The sequence below is a fragment of the Brenneria tiliae genome, assembly GCF_023347575.1.
Lineage (GTDB): Bacteria > Pseudomonadota > Gammaproteobacteria > Enterobacterales > Enterobacteriaceae > Brenneria > Brenneria corticis.
The window spans coordinates 44,617-65,435 of sequence record NZ_JAKPCB010000100.1 but is presented as its reverse complement, the minus strand read 5'-3'; the positions used below and the strand labels follow the sequence as shown (position 1 = coordinate 65,435).

Sequence of the window (20,819 nt, the reverse complement as noted above, 5' to 3'; positions counted from 1 at the left end):
AGAAAATTTTCACCCCGCGCCGCCTATTAATCGCCACCCTCCTTGAGTCGGCTGCGCAGGTGCAGGTATGCGTGCTGGATAAGCGACCAGGTGCGCGACACGGAAAGGTCCAGTTCGGCGGCGACTTCGGCGATGGTCATATCGCCCAGGCGATACAGCTCAAAGGCGCGCCGCGTCCTTTCCGGCAGTTCCATCAGCGCCCGGTGCGCCATCGCCAGCCGCTGGCGGTCATGGTTTATCGTTTCGGGGTTGGGGGCGGGATCGGCTACCCCGCCGTACTCCTCGTCGGGCAGTTCGCCTTTTTCAACAAGCTGTTCGCGGCGATAGAGGTCGATCGACAGATTGCGGGCGACACGGCGCAGATAGGCCAGGGGATTGTCGTCCCGTTCGGGCGGCGCGGCGGACAATATGCGCAGGAAGACATCCTGGGTCAAATCCGCCGCCACGTCCGGGCGGTGTCCCCGCTTGCGGAGAAAACGGTTGATGTCCCGGGAGTGTTTCTGGAACAGGCGTTTGAGGTCCCACATCAACGCGGCCCCGTTGTTAGCGCCGTCCGCAACCGCGTTATTGTAGAGAAAGTGCTGTCATGCATAGCCCTGCCATCCGATGCACACGGCGCCCTGGCGTCATTCAGACCCGATGCCGAAGACTATGGGCACCTTGCCGCCACAGGATTACCGTTAACCAAGTTTCCTTAATATAGGGAAACTTGGTTATAAATGGTAATCATTTGTATTTGCATTAACATTAATTCATGTTCGGCGCCGGATCCGGCGGAAAGAGCGCCTGCAACGCTACCTGTCGCTGGTCGATCGGGCCCGCCGGGACGTGGTGCGGGATCGATAACGTTCCCAGACAGATGCTTTTAAGCCGCCTCACTCCAGGTTCGTGAGCGTGAGGGCCGCCCTGATTACAGGCTGGCCATGCGCGAATTGAGCAGATCGGTGATCAGCAGGCAACCCGGCGCATGGGTGATGCACAGCGGCAGGCGGGCGGCCACCGCGACGGCCTGGGGAGTGACGCCGCAGGCCCAGAACACCGGCAGCTCGTCGGCGCCGATCTCCACGGCGTCGCCGTAGTCGGGATCGGCGAGATCCCGTATGCCGATCGACTCGGGCATACCGATATGGATCGGCGCGCCATGAACGGCGGGAAACCGCGAGGTGATCTGGATGGCGCGGATGGCGTCGGCCGGCCGTAGCGGACGCATCGAGACAACCAGCGGACCGTGGAACGGTCCGGCGGGCTGCGTGGGCAGGCTGGTGCGATACATGGCGACGTTGCGCCCCTGTTGCACATGGCGCAGGGGAATACCGCCCTCGATAAGCGCCTGTTCGAACGAGAACGAACAGCCGATCACAAAGCTCACCAGATCTTTACGCCAGAGGTGACGGATATCATCGCACTCCTCGCTGAGTTCGCCGTCGCGCCACAGCCGGTAGCGCGGCGCATCGGTGCGAATATCGATCCCCTCCCCCAGCGCCGGCAGTATCGGCTCCCCCGGCTCGGAAACGGCGAGCAGCGGGCAGGCCTGCGGATTGCGCTGGCAAAAGCGCAGGAAATCGGCCGCGCAGGACGCCGGCAGGATGGCGATATTGCCCTGCACGTAACCGGGCGCCAGCCCGCCCGTATGCCCGGTGTGCGCTCCGCTGCGAATGCGCAGACGGGCTTCAAGCGCTGGCGTGGTCATTTGCTCTCCTCCTGTTGCTGCGGGCCAAAACCGCCCCCGCCCGGCGTTTCTATTTCAAAGCAATCCCCGACCTGCAGCTGCGCCCGATCGGCATGACGCAGCGGCTCCACCCGGCCGTCGGCCCGGATGATGCGGCTGCGCCCCGGCGCGCCCGACGCGCCGCCCGCCAGTCCGAAAGCCGGATTGCGCCAGCCGTTGGCCAGCAGCGACACCGTCATCGGCGCCAGAAAACGCAGCGTGCGCACCGCGCCGTTGCCGCCGTGCCAGCGCCCCGCGCCGCCGGAGCCGCGGCGGATTTCATGGCGCTCCACGCGCACCGGATAGCGCAGCTCCAGCACTTCGGGATCGGTAAGGCGCGAATTGGTCATCAGCGTCTGCACCACGTCGGCGCCGTCGAACCCGCCGATCGGGCGGCCCTGGGCGTCGAAACGCCCGCCGGCCCCCGCCCCGCCGGCGATGGTTTCGTAATATTGATAGCGGCCGTCGCCGAACGTCAGGTTGTTCATGGTCGGCTGGCTGGCCGCCATCACCCCCAGGGCGCCGTACAGGCAGTTGGTGACGCAGGTCGAGACTTCGACGTTGCCCGCCACCACCGCCGCCGGATAGCGCGGATTGAGCATGCTGCCTTCCGGCACCACCAGCGTCAGCGGCTTCAGGCAGCCTTCGTTCATCGGAATATCGTCCTCCACCAGCGTGCGGAACACATAGAGCACCGCCGCCGAGGTGATGGCACGCGGCGCGTTGAAATTGTTCGGCTGCTGCGGCGAACTGCCGGAGAAGTCCAGCGTGGCGGCGCGGCGCGCTCGATCCACCGTCAGCTTCACGCTTATTCGCGCGCCGTTGTCCAGCGACAGCGTAAAGCTTCCGTCGCTCAGGCTGGCGATGGCGCGACGCACCGACTCTTCGGCGTTGTCCTGCACATGGCGCATATAGGCGCGCACCACCTCCAGCCCGAAAGCGTCCACCATGCGCAGCAGCTCTTCGCGGCCTTTTTCGTTGGCGGCGATCTGCGCCCGCAGATCGGCCAGATTCTGTTCGACGTTACGCGCCGGGTAGCGCGCCCCCAGCAGCAGCTCGCGCAGTTCGGCCTCGCGCAGACGGCCGTCCGCCACCAGCTTGAAGGGGGTGATCAGCACCCCTTCTTCTTCGATAACCCGCGAATCCGACGGCATCGAGCCCGGCGTCAGGCCGCCGATATCGGCATGGTGGCCGCGCGAGCCGACGTAAAACAGCAGCTTCCGCCCGTCGGCGCTGAATACCGGCGTCACCACCGTGACGTCGGGCAGATGGGTGCCGCCCGCGTAGGGGTCGTTGAGAATATAGACGTCGCCGGGGCGCAGCTCGCCGGCGCCGGCGCGCATCACCGCCTGCACGCTGGCGCCCATTGAGCCGAGATGCACCGGAATATGCGGCGCGTTGGCCACCAGACCGCCATCGGCGTCGAACAGCGCGCAGGAAAAATCCAGCCGCTCTTTAATGTTCACCGAATAGGCGGTGTTCTGTAAGCGGTAGCCCATCTGCTCGGCGATGGACATAAAGAGGTTATTGAAGATCTCCAGCATCACCGGATCGGCCAGGGTTCCCTGCGCCACGCGCGTCGGACGGGCTTCCACCCGCTCCAGCAGCAGGTGGCGGCGGGGCGTTACCGTAGCGCCCCAGCCGGCGTCAACCACCGTGGTGGCGTTGGCGTCGGTGATGATGGCCGGGCCGGCGACGCGCTGTCCGGGGCGCAAATCCCCGCCGCGCACCAGCGGGCAGCGCCGCCAGCGGCCGTCAATATGAATATCCACCTGTCCGGCGGCATCCGGCTGCGCGGCGGCGCCGTCGCCATCGGCGCTTGGCGCATCATCGTACACCTCTGGGGCGGCAATCGCTTCGGCCACCGCCGATTCAATCACCAGCCGACGTTCCGGCATCAGAAAGGCGAAACGCTGGCGATAGGTGCGCTCAAACTGCGCGCGCATCGCGTCCGGGGCGTCAGCCGCCACCGGCAACGCGGTGTCGGTGCCCTCATAGCGCAGATAGAGCCGGCGCTCGACGCGGATCGCCTCCTCCTGCGCGCCCTGCTGACGCAGCTCCGCCGCCGCGCCGTCCGCCAGCGCGTCCAGGATCTCGCCCGCCAGCGCCAGCCCCGCCGCGTCCAACGGTTGTTCCACCGACCGCTCGCGCATCGCCACCACCGACGCCTGCCCCATGCCGTAGGCGGACAGCACGCCCGCCAGCGGATGCACCAGCACGCAGGGCATCGCCAGTTCGTCCGCCACCCGGCAGGCGTGCTGCCCGCCCGCGCCGCCGAAGGTCACCAGCGTGTAGCGCGTGATATCGTAGCCGCGCTGCACCGAGATCTTCTTGATGGCGTTCGCCATGCTCGCCACCGCGATATCGAGGAAGCCCTGCGCCAGCGACTCGGCGCCGACCGCGCGTCCGCTGGCGGCGGACACCTCCGCCGCCAGCGCCGCGAATTTCCTCACCACCACCTCGCGATCCAGCGGCTGGTCGGCCTGCGGACCGAACACCGCGGGAAAATGTCCCGGCTGAATGCGGCCCAGCATCAGGTTGGCGTCGGTCACCGTCAGCGGCCCGCCGCGCCGGTAGCAGGCCGGGCCGGGATCGGCCCCCGCCGACTCCGGGCCGACGCGCAGACGCGCCCCGTCAAACTTCAGAATGGAGCCGCCGCCCGCCGCCACGGTATGAATGCTCAGCATCGGCGCCCGCAGCCGCACGCCCGCCACCTGGGTGTCGAACGCCCGTTCGAATTCACCGGCGTAATGCGACACGTCGGTCGAAGTTCCGCCCATATCAAAACCGATGACCCGTTCGCAACCCGCCTCGCGCGCCGCCTGCGCCATCCCGACGATGCCGCCCGCCGGCCCGGAAAGAATCGAATCTTTGCCCTGAAACGCCTGCGCGTCGGTCAGCCCGCCGTTGGACTGCATAAATTGCAGCGGCACGCCGGGCAACGCGCGCGCCACGCGATCGACATAACGGCGCAGCACCGGCGACAGATAGGCGTCCACCACCGTGGTATCGCCGCGCGCCACAAAACGTATCAGCGGCGAAACCTGATGCGATACCGATATCTGGGTGAAGCCCGCCTCGCGCGCCAGCGCCGCCAGCCGCAGTTCGTGGCGCGGATTGCGGTAGCTGTGCATCATCACGATGGCGATGGCGGCATAACCGCGCCCCGCCGCCGCGCGCAACGCCGCCAGCGCGGCGCGCTCGTCCAGCGGACGCACCACCTCGCCCGCCGCATCCAGCCGTTCGTCGATCTCCGCCACCTCGCCATAGAGCTGCTCGGGCAGTACGATTTCCCGGTCGAACAGCCTGGGGCGGTTCTGGTAGGCGATGCGCAGGCCGTCGCGCAGGCCGCGCGTCACCGCCAGCAGCAGGCGCTCGCCCTTGCGCTCCAGCAGCGCGTTGGTCGCCACCGTGGTGCCCATTTTCACCGCGCCGATGGCGTCGGCGGGGATCGCCTGGTCCGCTTTCAGCCCCAATAGGCGCCGGATGCCCTCCACCGCCGCGTCGTCATACTGCTCCGGGTTTTCCGACAGCAGTTTGCAGGTGACCAGCGCGCCATCGGGCTTGCGCCCCACCACATCGGTAAAGGTGCCGCCCCGGTCGATCCAGAATTGCCAGTTTTTATTGCTCATAGGGATGACGCCGCTCGGGCGGCCTGATCGTAAAGGCCCGACAGCGTTCTGAGCTGCCGGGCGATGGCGGAAAGCACCTCGCCGTCGGCCACCTCGCCCGCCATGCTGGGCAACAGGCAGCGATTGCGCACGTCGCGAAAACGCTCCACCAGCGCCGCGCCTTCCGGCGTGCTGGTATAGAACACTTCCTTACCGATTTTTTCGCCGCGGATAAACTTCAGGGTGACCAGCTTTTTCAGGCAGTAGTTGATGACGTGCGAATCTTCATAGTTGAGCGTAAAGCAAATGTCGGCCAGCTTCTTGCTGCGCCCCCGATGGTGCACGTGGTGCAGCACCAGGATATCGTTGACGGCCAGATCGGCTTCGCCCGCGCCCGCCATACATCGCGTGATCCAACGGCTGAACGCGTTGTAGGCGACGATCATGCCGAACTCCAGTTCGGATAATTCGGGATACAGGCCGGTCGCCAGATGCGCCGACGACAGAATGCGATCCGCACTGCTCGTCGCGTCGGCGCCGTCAGGCGTTGGGGTAATCGGTTTTGACACAGTTTCACTCCATCTTATTATCGGGCGCGGCCCGTTTATCATTTATGCGTTCGGCGCGATGCGTCCCGGTTGGCGACGGCTCTTCCAGCCGTTCTCCGTTGGGGCCGTTTTCCACCACCAGATCGCGCAGCCGCGGCTTATTGGCCATCGGCTCCACGCGGTGTTCGGCGTCGGCGCGCAGGTGGGTCACGCAGGCGTAAACCACCTTGCCGTCCAGGCGCATCATGCACTGTTTACAGGCTTTGGCGTTAATGCAGGAGTAGCGGAACGCCAGGCTGTCGTCGGCGTGGCGGCGTATCCACTCCAGGCCGTCGAGCAGCGTGGTGACCTCGGCCAGCGGCACGGTAAACGTCTGGTAACGGTCGGCCTGCGCGCCGACGCCGCGCCGAATGCGTAACGCCGCATGGCCGCCGGCGTCGTTATCGGTTCTCAGGTTTGGTTTGTCGCTCATGCCTGCGTCTCCGTCGTTGCGCGTACCGGCCGGCGGGAGAGGCGCCATGCGCCGTCACGCCAGGAAACGGTCTGGTTCAGCGTCCAGGCGTCGTCCAGACCGGGAAAATCTTCGCGCTGGTGCGCGCCGCGACTTTCGGTGCGGTTCAGCGCCGACAGCGCCACCGCCCGCGCCGCCAGCAGCATATGGCGCAGATCCAGCGCGCCGGCGCGGCGGGCGTCGTGCGGGCTGACGGTGCCGGGCAGTTCATTGCCCAACTCCGCTTCCAGCGCGTCCAGGCGCGTCAGGGCGCGCCTCAGACCGGCGTCGGTGCGGAACGGACCGACGTCGTCCTGCATAATGTCGCGCAGTTCGGCCGTCAATTCGCCGACGCCGCGCGCGGCAAGCTCCCGCCCCGACGGCCGCAACGCCGCCAGCGCCGACCGCGCCAGCGCGCGCAGCCGCACGGCGTCGGGCGCGTCCGCGGCGTCGTCCGCATAACGGGCGGCGTGGGCCCCCGCGTGCAGCCCGAAGGCCACCGCCTCGGTAATGGCGTTGCCGGACAGGCGGTTGGCGCCGCTGACGCCGCCCACCACTTCGCCCGCCGCGAACAGTCCCGGCACGTCAGAGTGCAGGTTTTCGTCCACCCGCACGCCGCCCATATGGTAATGGGCGATCGGCGCCACCTCGACCATCATGGAGCGCAGATCGACGCCCTGCTCGGCCAGCCGGCCGATAATCGGGCCGAACGCCGCGTCCAGTTTTTCCGCCGCTACGTGGCGAAAGCTCAGGTAGGCGCCGCCGGCCGGAGAGCCGCGCCCCGCCTCGGCTTCCTTGATAATCGCGTAGGTCGCGGCATCGCGCGTGACGGTATAGCCCTCCTGCTCCGACTGATTGCCGTAACGTTCGACAAACTCGTCGCCTAACCCGTTGAGCAATTTGCCCCCCAGCTTATAGCGAAACGGATCCCACATCACCGGATCGAACCCCACCAGCCGCGGCGCCAGATGGCCGATAGGGAAAAACTGCACGAACTCCATATCCTGGAGTCTGGCGCCGGCGCTCAGCGCCAGCGCGTGGCCGTTGCCGCACATGTTCAGCGAGGCGCTGCTGCGCCGATAGAGGCGCGTCAGGCCGCCGGTGGCCAGCACCACGGCGCGGGCGCGGATCAATACGCTGGCGCCGCTGGCCCGGTGCAGGCCGACGGCGCCGACGACGCGATCGCCGTCGCGCACCAGCGCGGTGATTTGCAGGTCGCCCACCCGCTTCACCGCTTCATGGAGCAGCAGCTGGGCGCGCAGCGTGCGCGCCAGGGCCGGGCCGGTATTGAGGTAGTCGACGTAGACGCAGCGCGGCCTGTCATGTCCGGGCGCCTGCACCTGCGCCAGGCGGCCGTCGTGCCGCGCCCAGCCGACGCCCCACCGATCGAGCAGACGGATGGCGGATACGCCCTGCCGGCACAGCAGGCGGGCCAGCCGGGCATCGCACAGCCCGCGGCCGGCCGCCAGCGTGTCGGCGTAATGGTGCCGCCAGCTGTCTTCGCCCTGTTCCCCCAGCGCCGCCGCCACCGTCATTTGCGCCATAATGGTGGCGCCGCCGCGCCCGATCAGACTGCGGTCGGCAAGCAGCACGCGGCGTCCCTGCTGCGCCGCCGCTATCGCCGCGCTCATGCCGGCGCCGCCGGCGCCCACCACCAGCACATCGGTATCAAGATAACGCAGGTCGTCGTTCATGCCGCCCCCAGATAAGCTTTACGCACCGCCGGATCGACGGCCAGCTCGGCGGACGCGCCCTGCACGATAATCCTGCCGTGCTGCAAGACATAAGCGCGATCCGCCAGCTCCAGCGCGATGCGCGCGTTCTGCTCCACCAGCAGTATCGTCTGGCCCTGCGCCTTCCAGCGGAACAGTACCTCATACACCATATCCACATATTTGGGCGACAGCCCCATGGACGGTTCGTCGATGCAGATCAGCCGGGCGTCGCGCAGCCAGGCGCGCCCCAGCGCCAGCATCTGCTGCTCGCCGCCGGACAGCGCCCCCGCCAGTTGCCAGCGCCGCTCGGCCAGACGCGGAAAGGTGGCGTACACCTCCTCCAGCGCCGCGGCGACCGCCGCCTTGTCGGCGCGGCGCGGATAGGCCCCCATCAGCAGATTTTCGTACACCGACATTTCCGGAAACACCCGCCGTCCCTCCGGCACGCTGGCCACGCCGCGCGCGATCACGTCCGCCGGGTCCAGCCCCTGAATCGGCTCATCCGCCAGGCGGATTTCTCCCTGGGACAGGCGCACCAGCCCCAGCACGCTCTTGAGGGTGGTCGACTTGCCGGAGGCGTTGCCGCCCAGCACCGCCACCACTTCGCCGGCCTGTACCTCCAGGTCGATGCCGAACAGCGCCTGCACCGCGCCGTAGTGCACCTCGACGCCGCGCAAAGAGAGAAAAGGAGAGTTCACTGTATTAGCCAAGATGTGCATCCGATTGCGTGGGACGGGTGCGCTTGCGGCCCAGATAGGCTTCGATCACCTCCGGGTGATCCAGCGCCTCGTCCGGCGTGCCTTGCGCCAGCACCCGCCCCTGATTAAGTACGATAACCCGGTCGGCCACGCGCCTCACCAGCGACAGCTTGTGTTCGACCACCAGAATTCCCAGCGTCGGCCGCTGTCGCCGCAGGTCGGCGATCAGTTCGGTCAATTCGGCGGTTTCGGTGGGATTCATGCCCGCCGCCGGTTCGTCCAGCAGCAGGTAATCCGGCGCGCCCGCCAGCACCCGCGCAATTTCCAGCCGCCGCCGGTTGGCGTAAGAGAGCGTGAAGGCCGGCGCGTCCCGGCGCGGCAACAGCCGATCGCCGAATAACGCCAGCGCGTCGCGCGCCGCGGTTTCGCACGCGGCGTTGCGTTCGCGCCAGCGCCGCGTTGCCAGCAGCGTGTGCAGCACCTCCGACAGCGGATTAATCATCCGCCCGGAAGGCTGGCGCAGCAGGGCCGTCTGGGTGCCGAGCATGACGCTGTCCCATACCGACAACGCCGGAAACACCCGCGAAGTCTGGAAACTGCGCCCCACGCCCAGCCGGGCGACGCGCTCCGGCGGCAGCCGGTCGATACGGCGGCCGTTGAGATAGATGAGCCCCGACGTGGCGCGTTCCACGCCGCTGAGCAACTGGATCAGCGTCGATTTTCCGGCGCCGTTCGGCCCCACCAGCGCCAGCGTTTCTCCCGGCGCCAGACGGAAGCTGACCGTGTCGACCGCCTTGACGCCGGCGAAATGGCGCGATACCGCATCAACGATAAATCCACCGTTCGGCTGCATTATTTCGCCCCCAGCAAGCCCTGCGGACGCACCCGCAGCGCAATCAACAACACGATGCCGTAGGCGATCATGCGCCACTCGGCAAAGCCCCTGAGCAATTCCGGCAGCAAGGTCAGCGCGAATCCCGCCAGCGCCGCGCCGCTGATATTGCCCAGACCTCCCAGCACCGCCATCGCCAGCAGCAGGATCGATGCCTGCACCATAAAGCTCTCCGGACTGACCACGGTCTGCACGTAGGCGAACAGCCCTCCGGCCAGCCCGGCCATGGCGCCGGAGACGGCAAACGCCAGCATCACGTAGCGCCGCACCGGCAGCCCGGCGGTATGCGCCGCCAGCCGGTCTTCGCGGATACCGCGCCACACCCGGCCGATGCCGGACTTCACCAGCCGGTCGGCCAGCAGCAGCGCCGCGCCGGTCACCGCCGCCACCAGCCAGAACTTGCCCGCCAGGCCGGTCAGACGCAGATCCCCCAGCAGCGCCAGATGCGGCGCCGGAATGCCCAGATAGCCCATCGGACCGCGCGTCACCGGCAGCCAGGTCATAAACACCAGAAAACCGATCTGCCCTATCGCCAGCGTGCCCAGCGCGGCGGTGTGTCCGCTCAGCTTCATCAGCGGCAGCGCGGCCAGCATGGATACCGTGCCCGCCAGCAGCGCGCCGCCCAATAGCGCGAGTTCGGCCGGCAGCTGATGCTCACGCGCCAGAATCGCCACGCCGTAAGCGCCCACGCCGTAAAACGCGGCGTGACCGATAGACATCACCCCCACGCTGCCCGACACCAGCGAGACGCTGGCCACCAGCAGCGCGAAAATCATCGCGTAGGCCACCGCCTGCAGCAGATAGCCGTCTTGCGTCAGCAGCGGCAACAGCGACAACGCCGCCGCCACGGTCGCAAATCCCCAGGACGGCAGTTCCAGCGCCGCATTGCTGGCGCGCTGGCCGGAAGCGGAACTGAGCAGGCTGGTGCTGGGCATCGCCCCCGACGCCGCCGCGCCGCCGCCCAGCGCGGACAGACGGCTGTCGCCCAGCAACCCCTGCGGGCGAAACAGCAGGAACAGCAGCAGCACCGAAAAGGCCACCAGATCGCGAAACCCTTCGCCCACGTAAGCGCTGGCCAGCGTTTCCACCACGCCCAGCATCATGCCCCCCAGCACCGCGCCGGGAATGCTGGTCAGCCCGCCCAGCATGGCGGCGGCAAAACCTTTCAGCGCGAAAGGCAGCCCCATCTGCGGAAAGACGCTTTTGAAATAGAGCGCCACCAGAATACCGCTGATGGCGCCAAGCGCCCCCGCCAGCCCGAAGGCCAGTTGACGCGCGTTGCCGGTACGCACCCCGAGCTGCGCCGCGGCGTCGCGATCCTGCGCCACCGCCCGCAGGGCGCGCCCCAGCCAGGTTCGCGACAGAAACAGCGTCAGCAGCAGCGCCACGCTGCCGCCGAAGGTAAAGATCAGAATGTCGGTGCTGGTGATGTAAGCGCCGCCGATAAAGAAGGTGTAATCCTCAAACGGCGAAGGGAAAGCCTGCCCTTCCGGCGACCAGACGATCTCGGCCAACTGGTCGATAATCATGCTTAACGCCAGCGTGGAAAGCAGCGGCGCGATATAGGCGGCATCCTGCAACGGCCGCAGCGCCACGCGCTCCAGCAGCATGCCGAGCAGGGTCACCAGCGCCACCGACAGTACGGCGGCGACCGGCAGCGGCAGCCCGAAACTCACTACGCCGCTGAAGGCGAAAAACGCCCCCAGCATAAACAGCGCCCCCTGGGCGAAGTTAATCAGGTTGGAGACGCCGAATACCAGGCTGAAGCCCAGCGCGATCAGCGCATAGACCTGGCCGATAGCCACACCGTTGAGTATCTGGCTGAAAAACAATTCCATAACGGCCCCGTGCGACGGAAGAGAGAAAACAGACTGCCCGCGCCGGGGTCAGAACAGCTCGTGCTTGCCATTGCGCACCGTGATGAAAATCGGCGCCTTGCGCACGTTGCCGTGGTCGTATTTGGTTTCGCCGGTCACGCCCTGATAGGCCGGGCCGTCGGCCAGCGCATCGCGCACCGCCTGACCGGTGAGCGGCTGTCCCGACGCCGCTGCCCGGCGGATCGCCGCCACGCCGACGCCCACGGCGTCATAGGCCAGCGCGGAGAACTGGTCCGGCGCGCGGCCGTAACGATCCTGATAGGCTTTCACGAACTCGGCCTGATTAGGATCGCCGGCGAAGAAAATGGTGTGGAACACCGCCCCTTCGGCCGCTTTGCCCGCCAGTTCGATAAATTTGGGCGAGGTGAGAGGAATACCGCCGCCTACCGGCACATTGATCCCCGCCTGCCGCAGTTGCTGAATAAAGATGGACGCTTCCTGATAAGGCAGCGCCAGGAATACGCCGTCCGGCTTGGCGGCGCGCAGTTTACTGATCAGCGGACGAAAATCTTTGGCGTTGGGCTGCACGCTTTCCAGCAGCACCACCTCTCCGCCGCCTTTTTTGATCGCTTCAGCGGTGGCTTTTCCGGTGTACACGCCCCAGTCGTCCTGCGAATAGGGAATGGCGATGCGGTTAGCCTTCAGCTTGTTCTGAATGGTGTCGGCGTTGTACTGCGCCAGAATATCGTCGGTATTATTTTGCCGGAACTGATAATCGCTCTGTTTGGAGTAGTCGGGATGTGAAGAGGTCGGACTGATTTGCGGGATCCTGGCGTCGATAAACGCCGGCGCCGCCGCCAGCGACGCGGTCGTCGACCATGAGCCGATAGCCAGCACCACGCCCGGCGTGCCGGCGATCTTGCGCGCCACCGTCGCCGCTTCCTGCGGCGAGTTGCGATCGTCTTCGATCACCAGTTCGATTTTGCGGCCGTCAATGCCGCCGCCGGCATTGACGCCGTCGACATACAGCTCGATGGCGTTGCGGGTGCTGATGCCGTATTCGGCAAACGGCCCGGACAGATGGCTGAATACGCCGATCCTGATGGGGTCGGCGGCCAGCGCGCTCCCCGACAGTATAGAAACGGCCAGCGCGCCGGCCGGTAAGGCTCTTTTTAATAAACGCATGTCAAATTCCCCTGGTGATGGCTCAATCAACCCCTGCCGGGCAGCCGCTTTCAGCGGTTACTCGATAGAGAAAAAAATCGTCAAGATGAGGATGATGCTAATTTTTTATTGATAAATTGCATACGTTTTATAAATGATAAGCTTATAAAGTAATCAGATAAGCGCTGCCGATAAAAAAGGATTTGTTCAGCATAGAACGATGGGATCTTGCAAAGCCGCTAAACCAACGCCCGCTACGCTTCTCGCAAACCGTTAGCAGCAGGCATCGGTAAATAATGCGGACTACGAAAAGAGAGCCGGGCGGATCCGGCCAGAGGAAGGAAGGTTGCCGCACCGCGCTCATCCCCGGCAAACCCGGCAATGGCGCAGCCTAAACGCTTACGGCCGCAGTCTGAATGACGCTCTTTCCTGCGCGTCCAGTTGGTCGATCAGACCGGTTTCCCACGCAAGATAGCGGCGAGCCGCTTCTTTATTGCCCGCATGCCGATCGTGAACAAAAAACAGGTAGTCGATTCGCTGCGCATCGGACGGCATATCGGGCGTAGAGACCAGCGGCAGTCCCGCCGCCCGCCAGGCGTCGATATCGGCGCGGGCGTAATAGACCGGCAGCGCGGCGGGAACCTCTTTTTCCGCCAGCGCGGCCAAGCGCAAATCGTCGGCGACGAACACCACGGGACGCGACTCCGTGGCCAGCAGGCTTTCAATCCGCGGGCGAATGGACCAGACGGCGTTTTCCAGATGCGCGTGGCGATAGCTCTGGCTGGATCTGAGATCGATAACGCTCAGGCTATTTTGCGCCAGCCCCTGCGCCAACCGTGGCAGAGCGATGATTTTTTCCGCCGCTATCGCCTCCCGCGCTTCAGGCGACGGAGGCGCGAGTTCCAATTCGGCCAGCAGATAAACCTCGTGTCCCATCTGTTTCAGCCAGCCGGCGATAATGGGCGCGCGGATCGCGTCTGCGTCGGCCAGCACCACCCGCGCGCCGCGCACGCCGATAAACACATCGGTATTCTGCAACAACTGGCCGCCCGGCGCGTGCGCCGCTCCGGCAAGGCTGCCTTGCGCAAACTCTTCCGCCGTGCGGATATCAAACACAAACAGATTGCGCTGCTGTTCCTTTTCCCAGACGCGCAGCGTTGCGCCGTCGATCCAGCTTACCCCCTGGCGTACGGCGAAAGCGCGCGCCGCCTCGCGCCGCGAGTGCAGGACAGGCGCGGCGCCGTCCACCGGCGGATAGCGCCTGGCGCTGCACGACTCCAGCGGATATCCCTGCAAATACCAGCCCTGAGTACCGTTCTCCAGCGCATATACCGGATTGCGGACGCCCGCCGACAGCAGGATTTGCGCCCCCAGAATGCTGCGCGTCCTTCCGGCGCAGTTGATCACCACCGGGATACGCTCATCGGCCACCAGCGAATGCAGCCGATAAGGCAGTTCGGCGTTGGGACAACATACCGCCCCCGGCAGGCTCATCTTATGAAATTCATCCAGCGGACGCCCATCCAGCAACAGCACCGGCTGCGGCCCTTGCTGCAAGTCATGCAGTTCGGCGGCGCTCAGGCTGGGGGTGGCGTATTCGTGCTCCACCAGTTCGCCGAACACTTTGGAGGGCACATAAACCCCTTTGAATACCCCATACCCCGCCTGTCGCCAGCCGGCGATGCCGCCGGACAGGATATAAACCTGCTGATAGCCCAGCTCCTTCAGCCGCCGGGCCGACTTTTCCGCAGTATGGTTTTCGCCGCCGAGCAGCACAATGCGGGTATGGGCCAGCGGCACCAGGCGCCCGACGTCCAATTCCAGCCGGCTATAAGGGACGGACACGGCAAAAAGCGGGTGCCCTTCGCCGAACTCCCCCGCTTCGCGCACGTCCAGCAACGCAATCTCACCGCCGTCGTGCAGCCAGGTTTTAACCGTCGCCGCCGCAATCAATGTCGTCATAACGTTTCCGTCTCCTCCAACAGTTTCTGTTTTCTTCGTCTCAGCTTAGGCAACAGGGCCAGCAGCACAAATGCCAGCGTCGCCAGCAGCAGGGACAGCGAGATGGGCCGGTCGATAAATACGCTCAGGTCGCCGCGCGAAACCATCAGCGCCCGGCGAAAGCTGGTTTCCATCATCGGCCCGAGAACAAACCCCAGCAACAAGGGAACCGGAGAAATATCCAGTTTGACGAACAGATACCCCAGCACGCCGAAAAAGGCCATCACATAGATGCCGAACACGGAATTGCTGATGGAGTAGACCCCGACGCAGCAAAACACCAGAATCGCCGGATAGAGCAGCCGGTAAGGAATGGACAACAGACGCACCCAGATGCCGACCAGCGGCAGATTGAGGATAATCAGGATCAGGTTGCCTATCCACATCGAGGCCACCAGCCCCCAGAACAGCGGCGGATGGTTGGCCATCACCTGCGGGCCGGGCTGGATATTGTGGATCATCATCGCGCCCAGCATCAGCGCCATCACGCCGCTGCCGGGAATGCCCATCGTCAGCAGCGGAATAAAGTTGGTCTGCGCCGCCGCATTGTTGGCGGACTCCGGGCCGACGACGCCCTCTATCGCCCCCGCGCCGAACTCTCCCCGGTATCGGGAAACTTTTTTCTCCAGGGTATAGGCCGCAAAGGCGGCGATGGTCACGCCGGCGCCCGGTAAAATACCCAGCACGGAACCGAGCAAGGTTCCGCGCCCGATGGACGGCAGCATCCTTTTGATATCCTTGCCCTGCGGCCACAGCGTATTGATTTTCGTCGTGGCCGCCACCGGCTGTTTTTTATACTGCGCCAGATTGCCGACGATTTCGGCGACGGAATAAATCCCCATGGCCAGATAAACGAAACTGATGCCGTCCATCAGGCGCAATACGCCAAAGTCGAAACGCGTCACGCCGGAGTTGGCATCCGTCCCCACCAGTCCCAGCAGCAGGCCCAGAATCACCATTCCCAAAGACTTGTCGAAAGCGTCCGACGACAGGGCGATCGCCCCCACCAGCCCCAGCAGCATAAGCGAAAAATATTCGGCGGGACCGAAGATAAAAGCCAGCTCCGTCAAGGGATTGGCGAAAGCGGCCAACAGCATGACGCCGAAACAGCCGGCGATAAACGAGCCGACCGCCGCGCCGAACAGGGCGACGCCGGCGCGCCCCTGACGCGCCATGGCGTGGCCTTCGATCAGCGTGACGGCTGAGGAGGACTCCCCCGGAATGCGCAGCAAAATGGCCGAGGTCGAGCCGCCATACTGCGCGCCGTAATAGATGCTGGCCAGCATAATCAGGGCCGGCGTGGGCGGCAGGTTGTAGGTAATCGGCAGTAGCATGGCGATGGTCGGCACCGGCCCCAGACCGGGCAGCACGCCGATCAGCGTGCCCAGCAGACAGCCAATCAGCGCGTAGAGCAAATTCTGCCAGGAGAGCGCCGTGGTAAAACCGAGGTAGAGATTATCCAGCAATTCCATTACGCGCCCCCCGGAAAACGCGGCCACAGCGGGAGCAATAGCCCCAGTCCGTAAATAAATACCGCCAGGCTCAGCAGCGTAATAAAGAAAGCGTTGAGAAGGATCTGCCGATAATGCCTGTTATGGCTCGCCAGCCCCGACAAAATCACCAGCAGCGGGATGGCGAGCACCAGCCCCAGCGTCGGCAGCAAAAAAGCGAACAGCAGGACGGAGGCGAGGATCCACAGCAGGATAAAAATATCGCCGCGCCAGTCGAATACCGGCGCGCGCCGCGGGCTTTTCGGCGCGTCCGGCTTGCTCAGCCTGACGGAACGCAGGCTGATAATCCCCCCCAGCAGCGTCAGCAACGCGCTCAGCGCCAACGGAAAATATCCCGGCCCGATACGGGCCAGGTTCCCCAGAGAGTAAAGACTGCTGTAGCCGACGCCGCCTGCGCCGACAAGAATATAAAATACCCCCGTCAGAAAACTCTTGTGATCGACGATGCGCATGGCATTCACGCCTTTATGTGTTTATTGCAGCTTGATGCCGGCGGACTTGATGATTTCCGCATACGTCCGACCCTGCTCTTGCAGTATGGCGTCAACGTCCGCGGGCGTATGCGGTTTTGCAATGCCGAAGCCAAGGTTCTCAACGCGTTCCTTGACCTGCGGCGTGTTCAGCAATGCCTGCACATCGCGATTGATTTTGTTTTTCACTCCGTCAGGCGTGCCGACCGGCGCCAGCAGCCCTTGCCAGCTCTCCACCGAGAACCCGGGCAGGCCGGACTCGGCAAAAGTCGGCACGTCGGGCAGTGCGGGAGAGCGATAGGACGTGGTGACGGCGATGGGCACCAGACGACCGGCGCGGACATATTCCGTCACCGCCGCCAGGGTGATCAGGGTGGCGTCGATATGCTCGCCGATAACGTCGACCGCCGCCGGAGCACCGCCGGAATAAGGGATAAAGTTCACCTTGATGTCCGCCTGGCGATTGAACTGCTCATGGGCGATATGGGCAATGCCGGCATTACCCGGCAGCCCCACCGTAATCTCTCCCGGCCTTGTTTTGGCCAGGTCGATGTACTCTTGCAGGGTGGAAATGCCCAAGCCGGGACGGACCACCAGAATTTGCGGATTGACGACCGCCTGTACCACGCCGGTCAGATCGTCGAGCCGGTAACCGGGATTCGGCAGCAACAGGGTGGGCAGCACCGCCGACTCGCCGCGCAGCAGCAGGGTATAGCCATCCGCCGGCTCGCGAGCCGCCTGAGACGTTCCGATTACGCCGCCCGCGCCGGGGATATTTTCCACCACCACCGACTGCCCCCACGACCGGCTCAGCTCTTCCGCCAGCACCCGGGCCAGCTTGTCCGCGCTGCCGCCCGCCGCAACCGGCACGACGATACGCACGGTCTTCTGGGGATAATTTTCATCAATGACCGCACCGCGGGCGCCGACCGTTGACAGGGAAAAAAACAGCGCGGCCAACCACAAAATCACCTTTTTCAAGGCATCTCCTCCAACCAAAGGAATTAACGGGAAAAATCCGGGAAGACTTATCTGAACGTATCGCATTAATAACAATTGAAATTAATGCAATTACATTAATTCCCTGCGGAAGGATCTGAAAAGAAGTTTTCTTCCTGTCTAAAGTTAATTTTTTGATAAACAGGTATGCGTTGTGGGGGTTATGACTGGCGCCCGCCGGGGTAGATACCCGGGCGGGCGCCAGTTAACGTTGTCTATATCTATCCGCTAGAAGAAGCGTCTTAACAGCCGTTCCGCCTCTTTGGGGAACGCCGTGGCGATTTCATCCAGAGAAATTTTTCCTTGTTCCAACCGTTCAATATACGTCGTCATAAGTGATTGAAATTTAGCATCTTCAAGAAAAGTGGACACGTCGATTTTACCCACCAGCCCTTCCATCTGTTGCAGCGATTTTAATTGCAAATTATCCGCGTCAACCATCTTCTCTTGCTGGAGAATTTGCACCGCCTTTTCACTTAACGGTATTCCCCGATGCAGCCCCATCGCCGTAACGCCGCGCGGATCGTTGAGCAGGAAATTCACCAGCTGTGCCGCCTCTTTGACGTGACGCGTATTTTTCCCGATGGAAAAAATCAAACCCGGTTTAAAGAACAGTCCCGACTCTTTGGCGCCGGGCAGCTTGATAAACGGACCAAGAACATAATCGGCGGGGTTTTTCAGATTAGGCGCATAGATGCCGTCCGTGGTCCAAAGGTATTTCCCGCCAAGCTGCCCATTCATCCACGGCCGCACTTCCCAGGGATTGGATTTTCCGAAAGAGGCATAATAGGAAACGGCGGGCGGAATGACATGTTCATCGATCAATCTCTTATAGAAGCCAAAGAAATCAAGCCATTGTTCTTTGCTGTAATTAAATTTCTTTTTCTCTTCATCCACCATCGGGATATTATATTTCTGCACCATATAGGTATTCAGAATAGCCACGATCTCGGAATTGGGATAAATGGATAACGGATAATAATCTTCTCCCAGTTTTTCTTTAAAAACTTTCCCGGCGGCAAATAGCTCATCCCACGTGGTCGGGTAGCTTAAGCCCGCTTTTTTCCAGGGTTCCGCATTGTAGTAAAAAAGTCTGGCGGTAAGAGAAACCGGTACGCCGTTCAGTCTCCCTTCACGCACCGCCATACTTTTCGCCCGTTCGCTGAATTGGGATAAATCAATATCCTTATCCAGCTTGTTCAGGTCGTAAAAGCCATCCCCGGTCTTGGAAAAAACCGGCAGCCAGTTCCAGTTAATTTGCATCACATCGGGTTCGGAGTTGCCGGCAACCTGCGTCGCCAACCGCTGTAATTGCCCGTCGAAGCCTCCCGGTTCGGATCTTACCTTTATGCCGGGATAGGCCTGTTCAAAAGCATCAAGCGCCAGGCGCGTCGCCTGATGTCGCTGATTGCCCCCCCACCAGGACATTCGCAGTTCAATGGTTTCCGCCAGGGCCGTCAACGGCGGCGACAACATGGTCATAATTAATAGCGTGGAACGAATTATTGCATTCATACTATTACCTACCCTTATTTTCGGTTTAGGCCGCCGGGGCTTATCCTGCTTATGGCAATAAAAGCCCCCACCCATATTCTTACCGAAGCTGAATTGGGCGCGTCAGATTGACGGCAACGCTATCCAAGAGATAACCTTTAATTTATGCAGACATTAATCAAAGGTTTAAATATAAACTCTAAGGTATTCCGTCAGCGCCAGTATTGCCATTGATTGCCCATAAGGCATTGGCGTAATAGGTATATTGCGATAAAAATCCAGATCCCGGCCGACGGCGGTGCCGAAAGAAACCTTATTTAGCTGTCCGTTTTCATCAATATTATCCAATATTCCCTTAATCGCCTTTTCGCCTATTACCGCGTACTCTTTACTTATATAGCGCTTACGTACCGCTTTCAGTATTCCATAAGCGAACCCGGCGGTAGCGGAACTTTCCAGATACGACGAGGGATCGTCGAGCAAGGTATGCCACAGACCGTTTTCATCCTGCCATTGCGCCAACGTCTTGATTTGACGTTCAAGCACCTGCTGCAAATAGCGGCGCGTGGCATTTTCGGGAGGCACGTCAAGGAGTTCGAGAAGATCGGGGATCGCCATGGTAATCCAGCAATTTCCTCTGGCCCACAGCGCCTCGGCGAAATTATGATTGCCGTCAAAGGTCCAGCCGTGGAACCATAAGCCGGTTTTTTTATCCATCAGCTGTTGGGTATGGAATAAAAACTGGTAGACGGCTTCCTCAACGAATTCAGGACGATTAAATAAACGCCCTATTTTCATCAAGGGCAATGCGCACATCATTAAGGTATCATCCCACAGCTGCTGATGATTTTCCCGGTTGGAATTAATATGCTGCAACCCTTGGTAATCCGTGCGCGCCATTTCATATAATACCCATTCCGCCCAATCCTCCATGTAGCACCGCCAGCGCGAACACGGATTTTCCTCATACAGATAAGCCAGCGTTAACAGTGGGCAAACGGTATTGACATTTTTTATCGGCGCATCTTCTTTGGCAAACTGTTCGGCAAACCACTTATCCATAATATCTTTGATATCTGGATTATTGGTTTGGTTATAATATTGGTAAAGTCCGTACAAACCAACGCCTTGTACCCATTCCCAGCTATTCCAGCTTTTCGAATCAATAGCGCGGCCGTCGTCAAGGCGGATGAGAAACTCCCCTGTTTCATCACGGATATTTATTAAATTATTAATAACACTTAATATTTTTTCATTTAATATATTTTTGGGCAGCAGAACGTCTTTCTTGCATAGCAACTTATTGTGTTTCACAGGGAAAACCGTCATACAAATTCCTCTTATTTTGTTTATTTCTTCAACTCTTCCTGGCATTAAGCGTAAAATCTTTACTTTTCAATTTAATAAAAAACGCTAAAACAATGATGTTCCCTATCCTTAACATTCCAAAATACTGGACTTAAGTCTTAGCCTATAAAAACAATCTCCATGGAAAAGGGAATCATTTATGTGATAGCTATCAAAATAATTCAACCTTGAAGAAAAAGAGGGTGATAAAACCTGTTAAATGTGATTTTGAACACGGTTTTTTAAATAGCAGGTACAACAGGTTGGAATGCCCGTTTGGCAATGGAGAAATATCTCATGTATTTTCCTTCCCCCCCAATATTAAATGGCCGGCTACGGACAGCGCGGAGCAAT

Annotated in this window: 16 protein-coding genes; all 16 read right to left on the bottom strand. The window is 62.0% G+C overall.

The window, feature by feature from the left end; all coding sequences use genetic code 11:
• Nucleotides 1-26: 26 nt before the first annotated feature.
• The 16 genes from MFP24_RS15620 to bglB all read right to left on the bottom strand — a co-directional run bounded on the left by MFP24_RS15620 (nucleotide 27) and on the right by bglB (nucleotide 20,447).
• Nucleotides 27-527, bottom strand: coding sequence for an RNA polymerase sigma factor (locus tag MFP24_RS15620; RefSeq protein WP_249231414.1), 501 nt, complete (start codon nucleotides 525-527; stop codon nucleotides 27-29).
• A gap of 383 nt (nucleotides 528-910) precedes the next feature.
• Nucleotides 911-1,690, bottom strand: a complete 780-nt coding sequence (locus MFP24_RS15615; protein ID WP_249231415.1) for a putative hydro-lyase — start codon at nucleotides 1,688-1,690, stop codon at nucleotides 911-913.
• Nucleotides 1,687-5,340, bottom strand: a complete 3,654-nt coding sequence (locus tag MFP24_RS15610) for a hydantoinase B/oxoprolinase family protein (protein WP_249231416.1) — start codon at nucleotides 5,338-5,340, stop codon at nucleotides 1,687-1,689. Before MFP24_RS15610 ends, MFP24_RS15615 begins: the two co-directional genes overlap by 4 nt.
• Nucleotides 5,337-5,888, bottom strand: a complete 552-nt coding sequence (locus MFP24_RS15605; RefSeq protein ID WP_249231417.1) for a winged helix DNA-binding protein — start codon at nucleotides 5,886-5,888, stop codon at nucleotides 5,337-5,339. The genes MFP24_RS15610 and MFP24_RS15605 overlap by 4 nt, the downstream gene beginning before the upstream one ends.
• Before the next feature lie 4 nt (nucleotides 5,889-5,892).
• Nucleotides 5,893-6,339 carry a 2Fe-2S iron-sulfur cluster-binding protein gene (locus MFP24_RS15600; RefSeq protein ID WP_249231418.1) on the bottom strand — a complete coding sequence of 149 codons (447 nt, stop codon included), beginning with the start codon at nucleotides 6,337-6,339 and terminating at the stop codon, nucleotides 5,893-5,895.
• Complete coding sequence (locus tag MFP24_RS15595) at nucleotides 6,336-8,051, bottom strand: FAD-binding protein (protein WP_249231419.1); 1,716 nt, start codon at nucleotides 8,049-8,051, stop codon at nucleotides 6,336-6,338. The genes MFP24_RS15600 and MFP24_RS15595 overlap by 4 nt, the downstream gene beginning before the upstream one ends.
• Nucleotides 8,048-8,782 carry an ABC transporter ATP-binding protein gene (locus MFP24_RS15590; protein ID WP_249231420.1) on the bottom strand — a complete coding sequence of 245 codons (735 nt, stop codon included), beginning with the start codon at nucleotides 8,780-8,782 and terminating at the stop codon, nucleotides 8,048-8,050. Before MFP24_RS15590 ends, MFP24_RS15595 begins: the two co-directional genes overlap by 4 nt.
• A complete protein-coding gene (locus MFP24_RS15585) occupies nucleotides 8,775-9,623 on the bottom strand; it encodes an ABC transporter ATP-binding protein (RefSeq protein WP_249231421.1) in 849 nt (282 codons plus the stop codon). The genes MFP24_RS15590 and MFP24_RS15585 overlap by 8 nt, the downstream gene beginning before the upstream one ends.
• Nucleotides 9,623-11,500, bottom strand: coding sequence for an ABC transporter permease (locus tag MFP24_RS15580; RefSeq protein WP_249231422.1), 1,878 nt, complete (start codon nucleotides 11,498-11,500; stop codon nucleotides 9,623-9,625). Before MFP24_RS15580 ends, MFP24_RS15585 begins: the two co-directional genes overlap by 1 nt.
• 48 nt (nucleotides 11,501-11,548) lie before the next feature.
• The gene (locus tag MFP24_RS15575) at nucleotides 11,549-12,664 is read right to left on the bottom strand and encodes an ABC transporter substrate-binding protein (RefSeq protein WP_249231423.1); all 1,116 of its coding nucleotides are present in this window, start codon (nucleotides 12,662-12,664) and stop codon (nucleotides 11,549-11,551) included.
• A 378-nt stretch (nucleotides 12,665-13,042) separates the two neighbouring features.
• Nucleotides 13,043-14,605, bottom strand: a complete 1,563-nt coding sequence (locus MFP24_RS15570) for a rhodanese-like domain-containing protein (protein WP_249231424.1) — start codon at nucleotides 14,603-14,605, stop codon at nucleotides 13,043-13,045.
• A complete protein-coding gene (locus MFP24_RS15565; RefSeq protein ID WP_249231425.1) occupies nucleotides 14,602-16,116 on the bottom strand; it encodes a tripartite tricarboxylate transporter permease in 1,515 nt (504 codons plus the stop codon). The genes MFP24_RS15570 and MFP24_RS15565 overlap by 4 nt, the downstream gene beginning before the upstream one ends.
• Complete coding sequence (locus MFP24_RS15560; RefSeq protein WP_249231426.1) at nucleotides 16,116-16,607, bottom strand: tripartite tricarboxylate transporter TctB family protein; 492 nt, start codon at nucleotides 16,605-16,607, stop codon at nucleotides 16,116-16,118. Before MFP24_RS15560 ends, MFP24_RS15565 begins: the two co-directional genes overlap by 1 nt.
• A 21-nt stretch (nucleotides 16,608-16,628) precedes the next feature.
• The gene (locus tag MFP24_RS15555) at nucleotides 16,629-17,597 is read right to left on the bottom strand and encodes a Bug family tripartite tricarboxylate transporter substrate binding protein (RefSeq protein ID WP_249231471.1); all 969 of its coding nucleotides are present in this window, start codon (nucleotides 17,595-17,597) and stop codon (nucleotides 16,629-16,631) included.
• A 255-nt stretch (nucleotides 17,598-17,852) separates the two neighbouring features.
• Nucleotides 17,853-19,139, bottom strand: coding sequence for an ABC transporter substrate-binding protein (locus MFP24_RS15550; RefSeq protein ID WP_249231427.1), 1,287 nt, complete (start codon nucleotides 19,137-19,139; stop codon nucleotides 17,853-17,855).
• A gap of 165 nt (nucleotides 19,140-19,304) precedes the next feature.
• Nucleotides 19,305-20,447 carry a beta-galactosidase BglB gene (gene bglB / locus MFP24_RS15545; protein ID WP_249231472.1) on the bottom strand — a complete coding sequence of 381 codons (1,143 nt, stop codon included), beginning with the start codon at nucleotides 20,445-20,447 and terminating at the stop codon, nucleotides 19,305-19,307.
• Nucleotides 20,448-20,819: the final 372 nt, after the last annotated feature.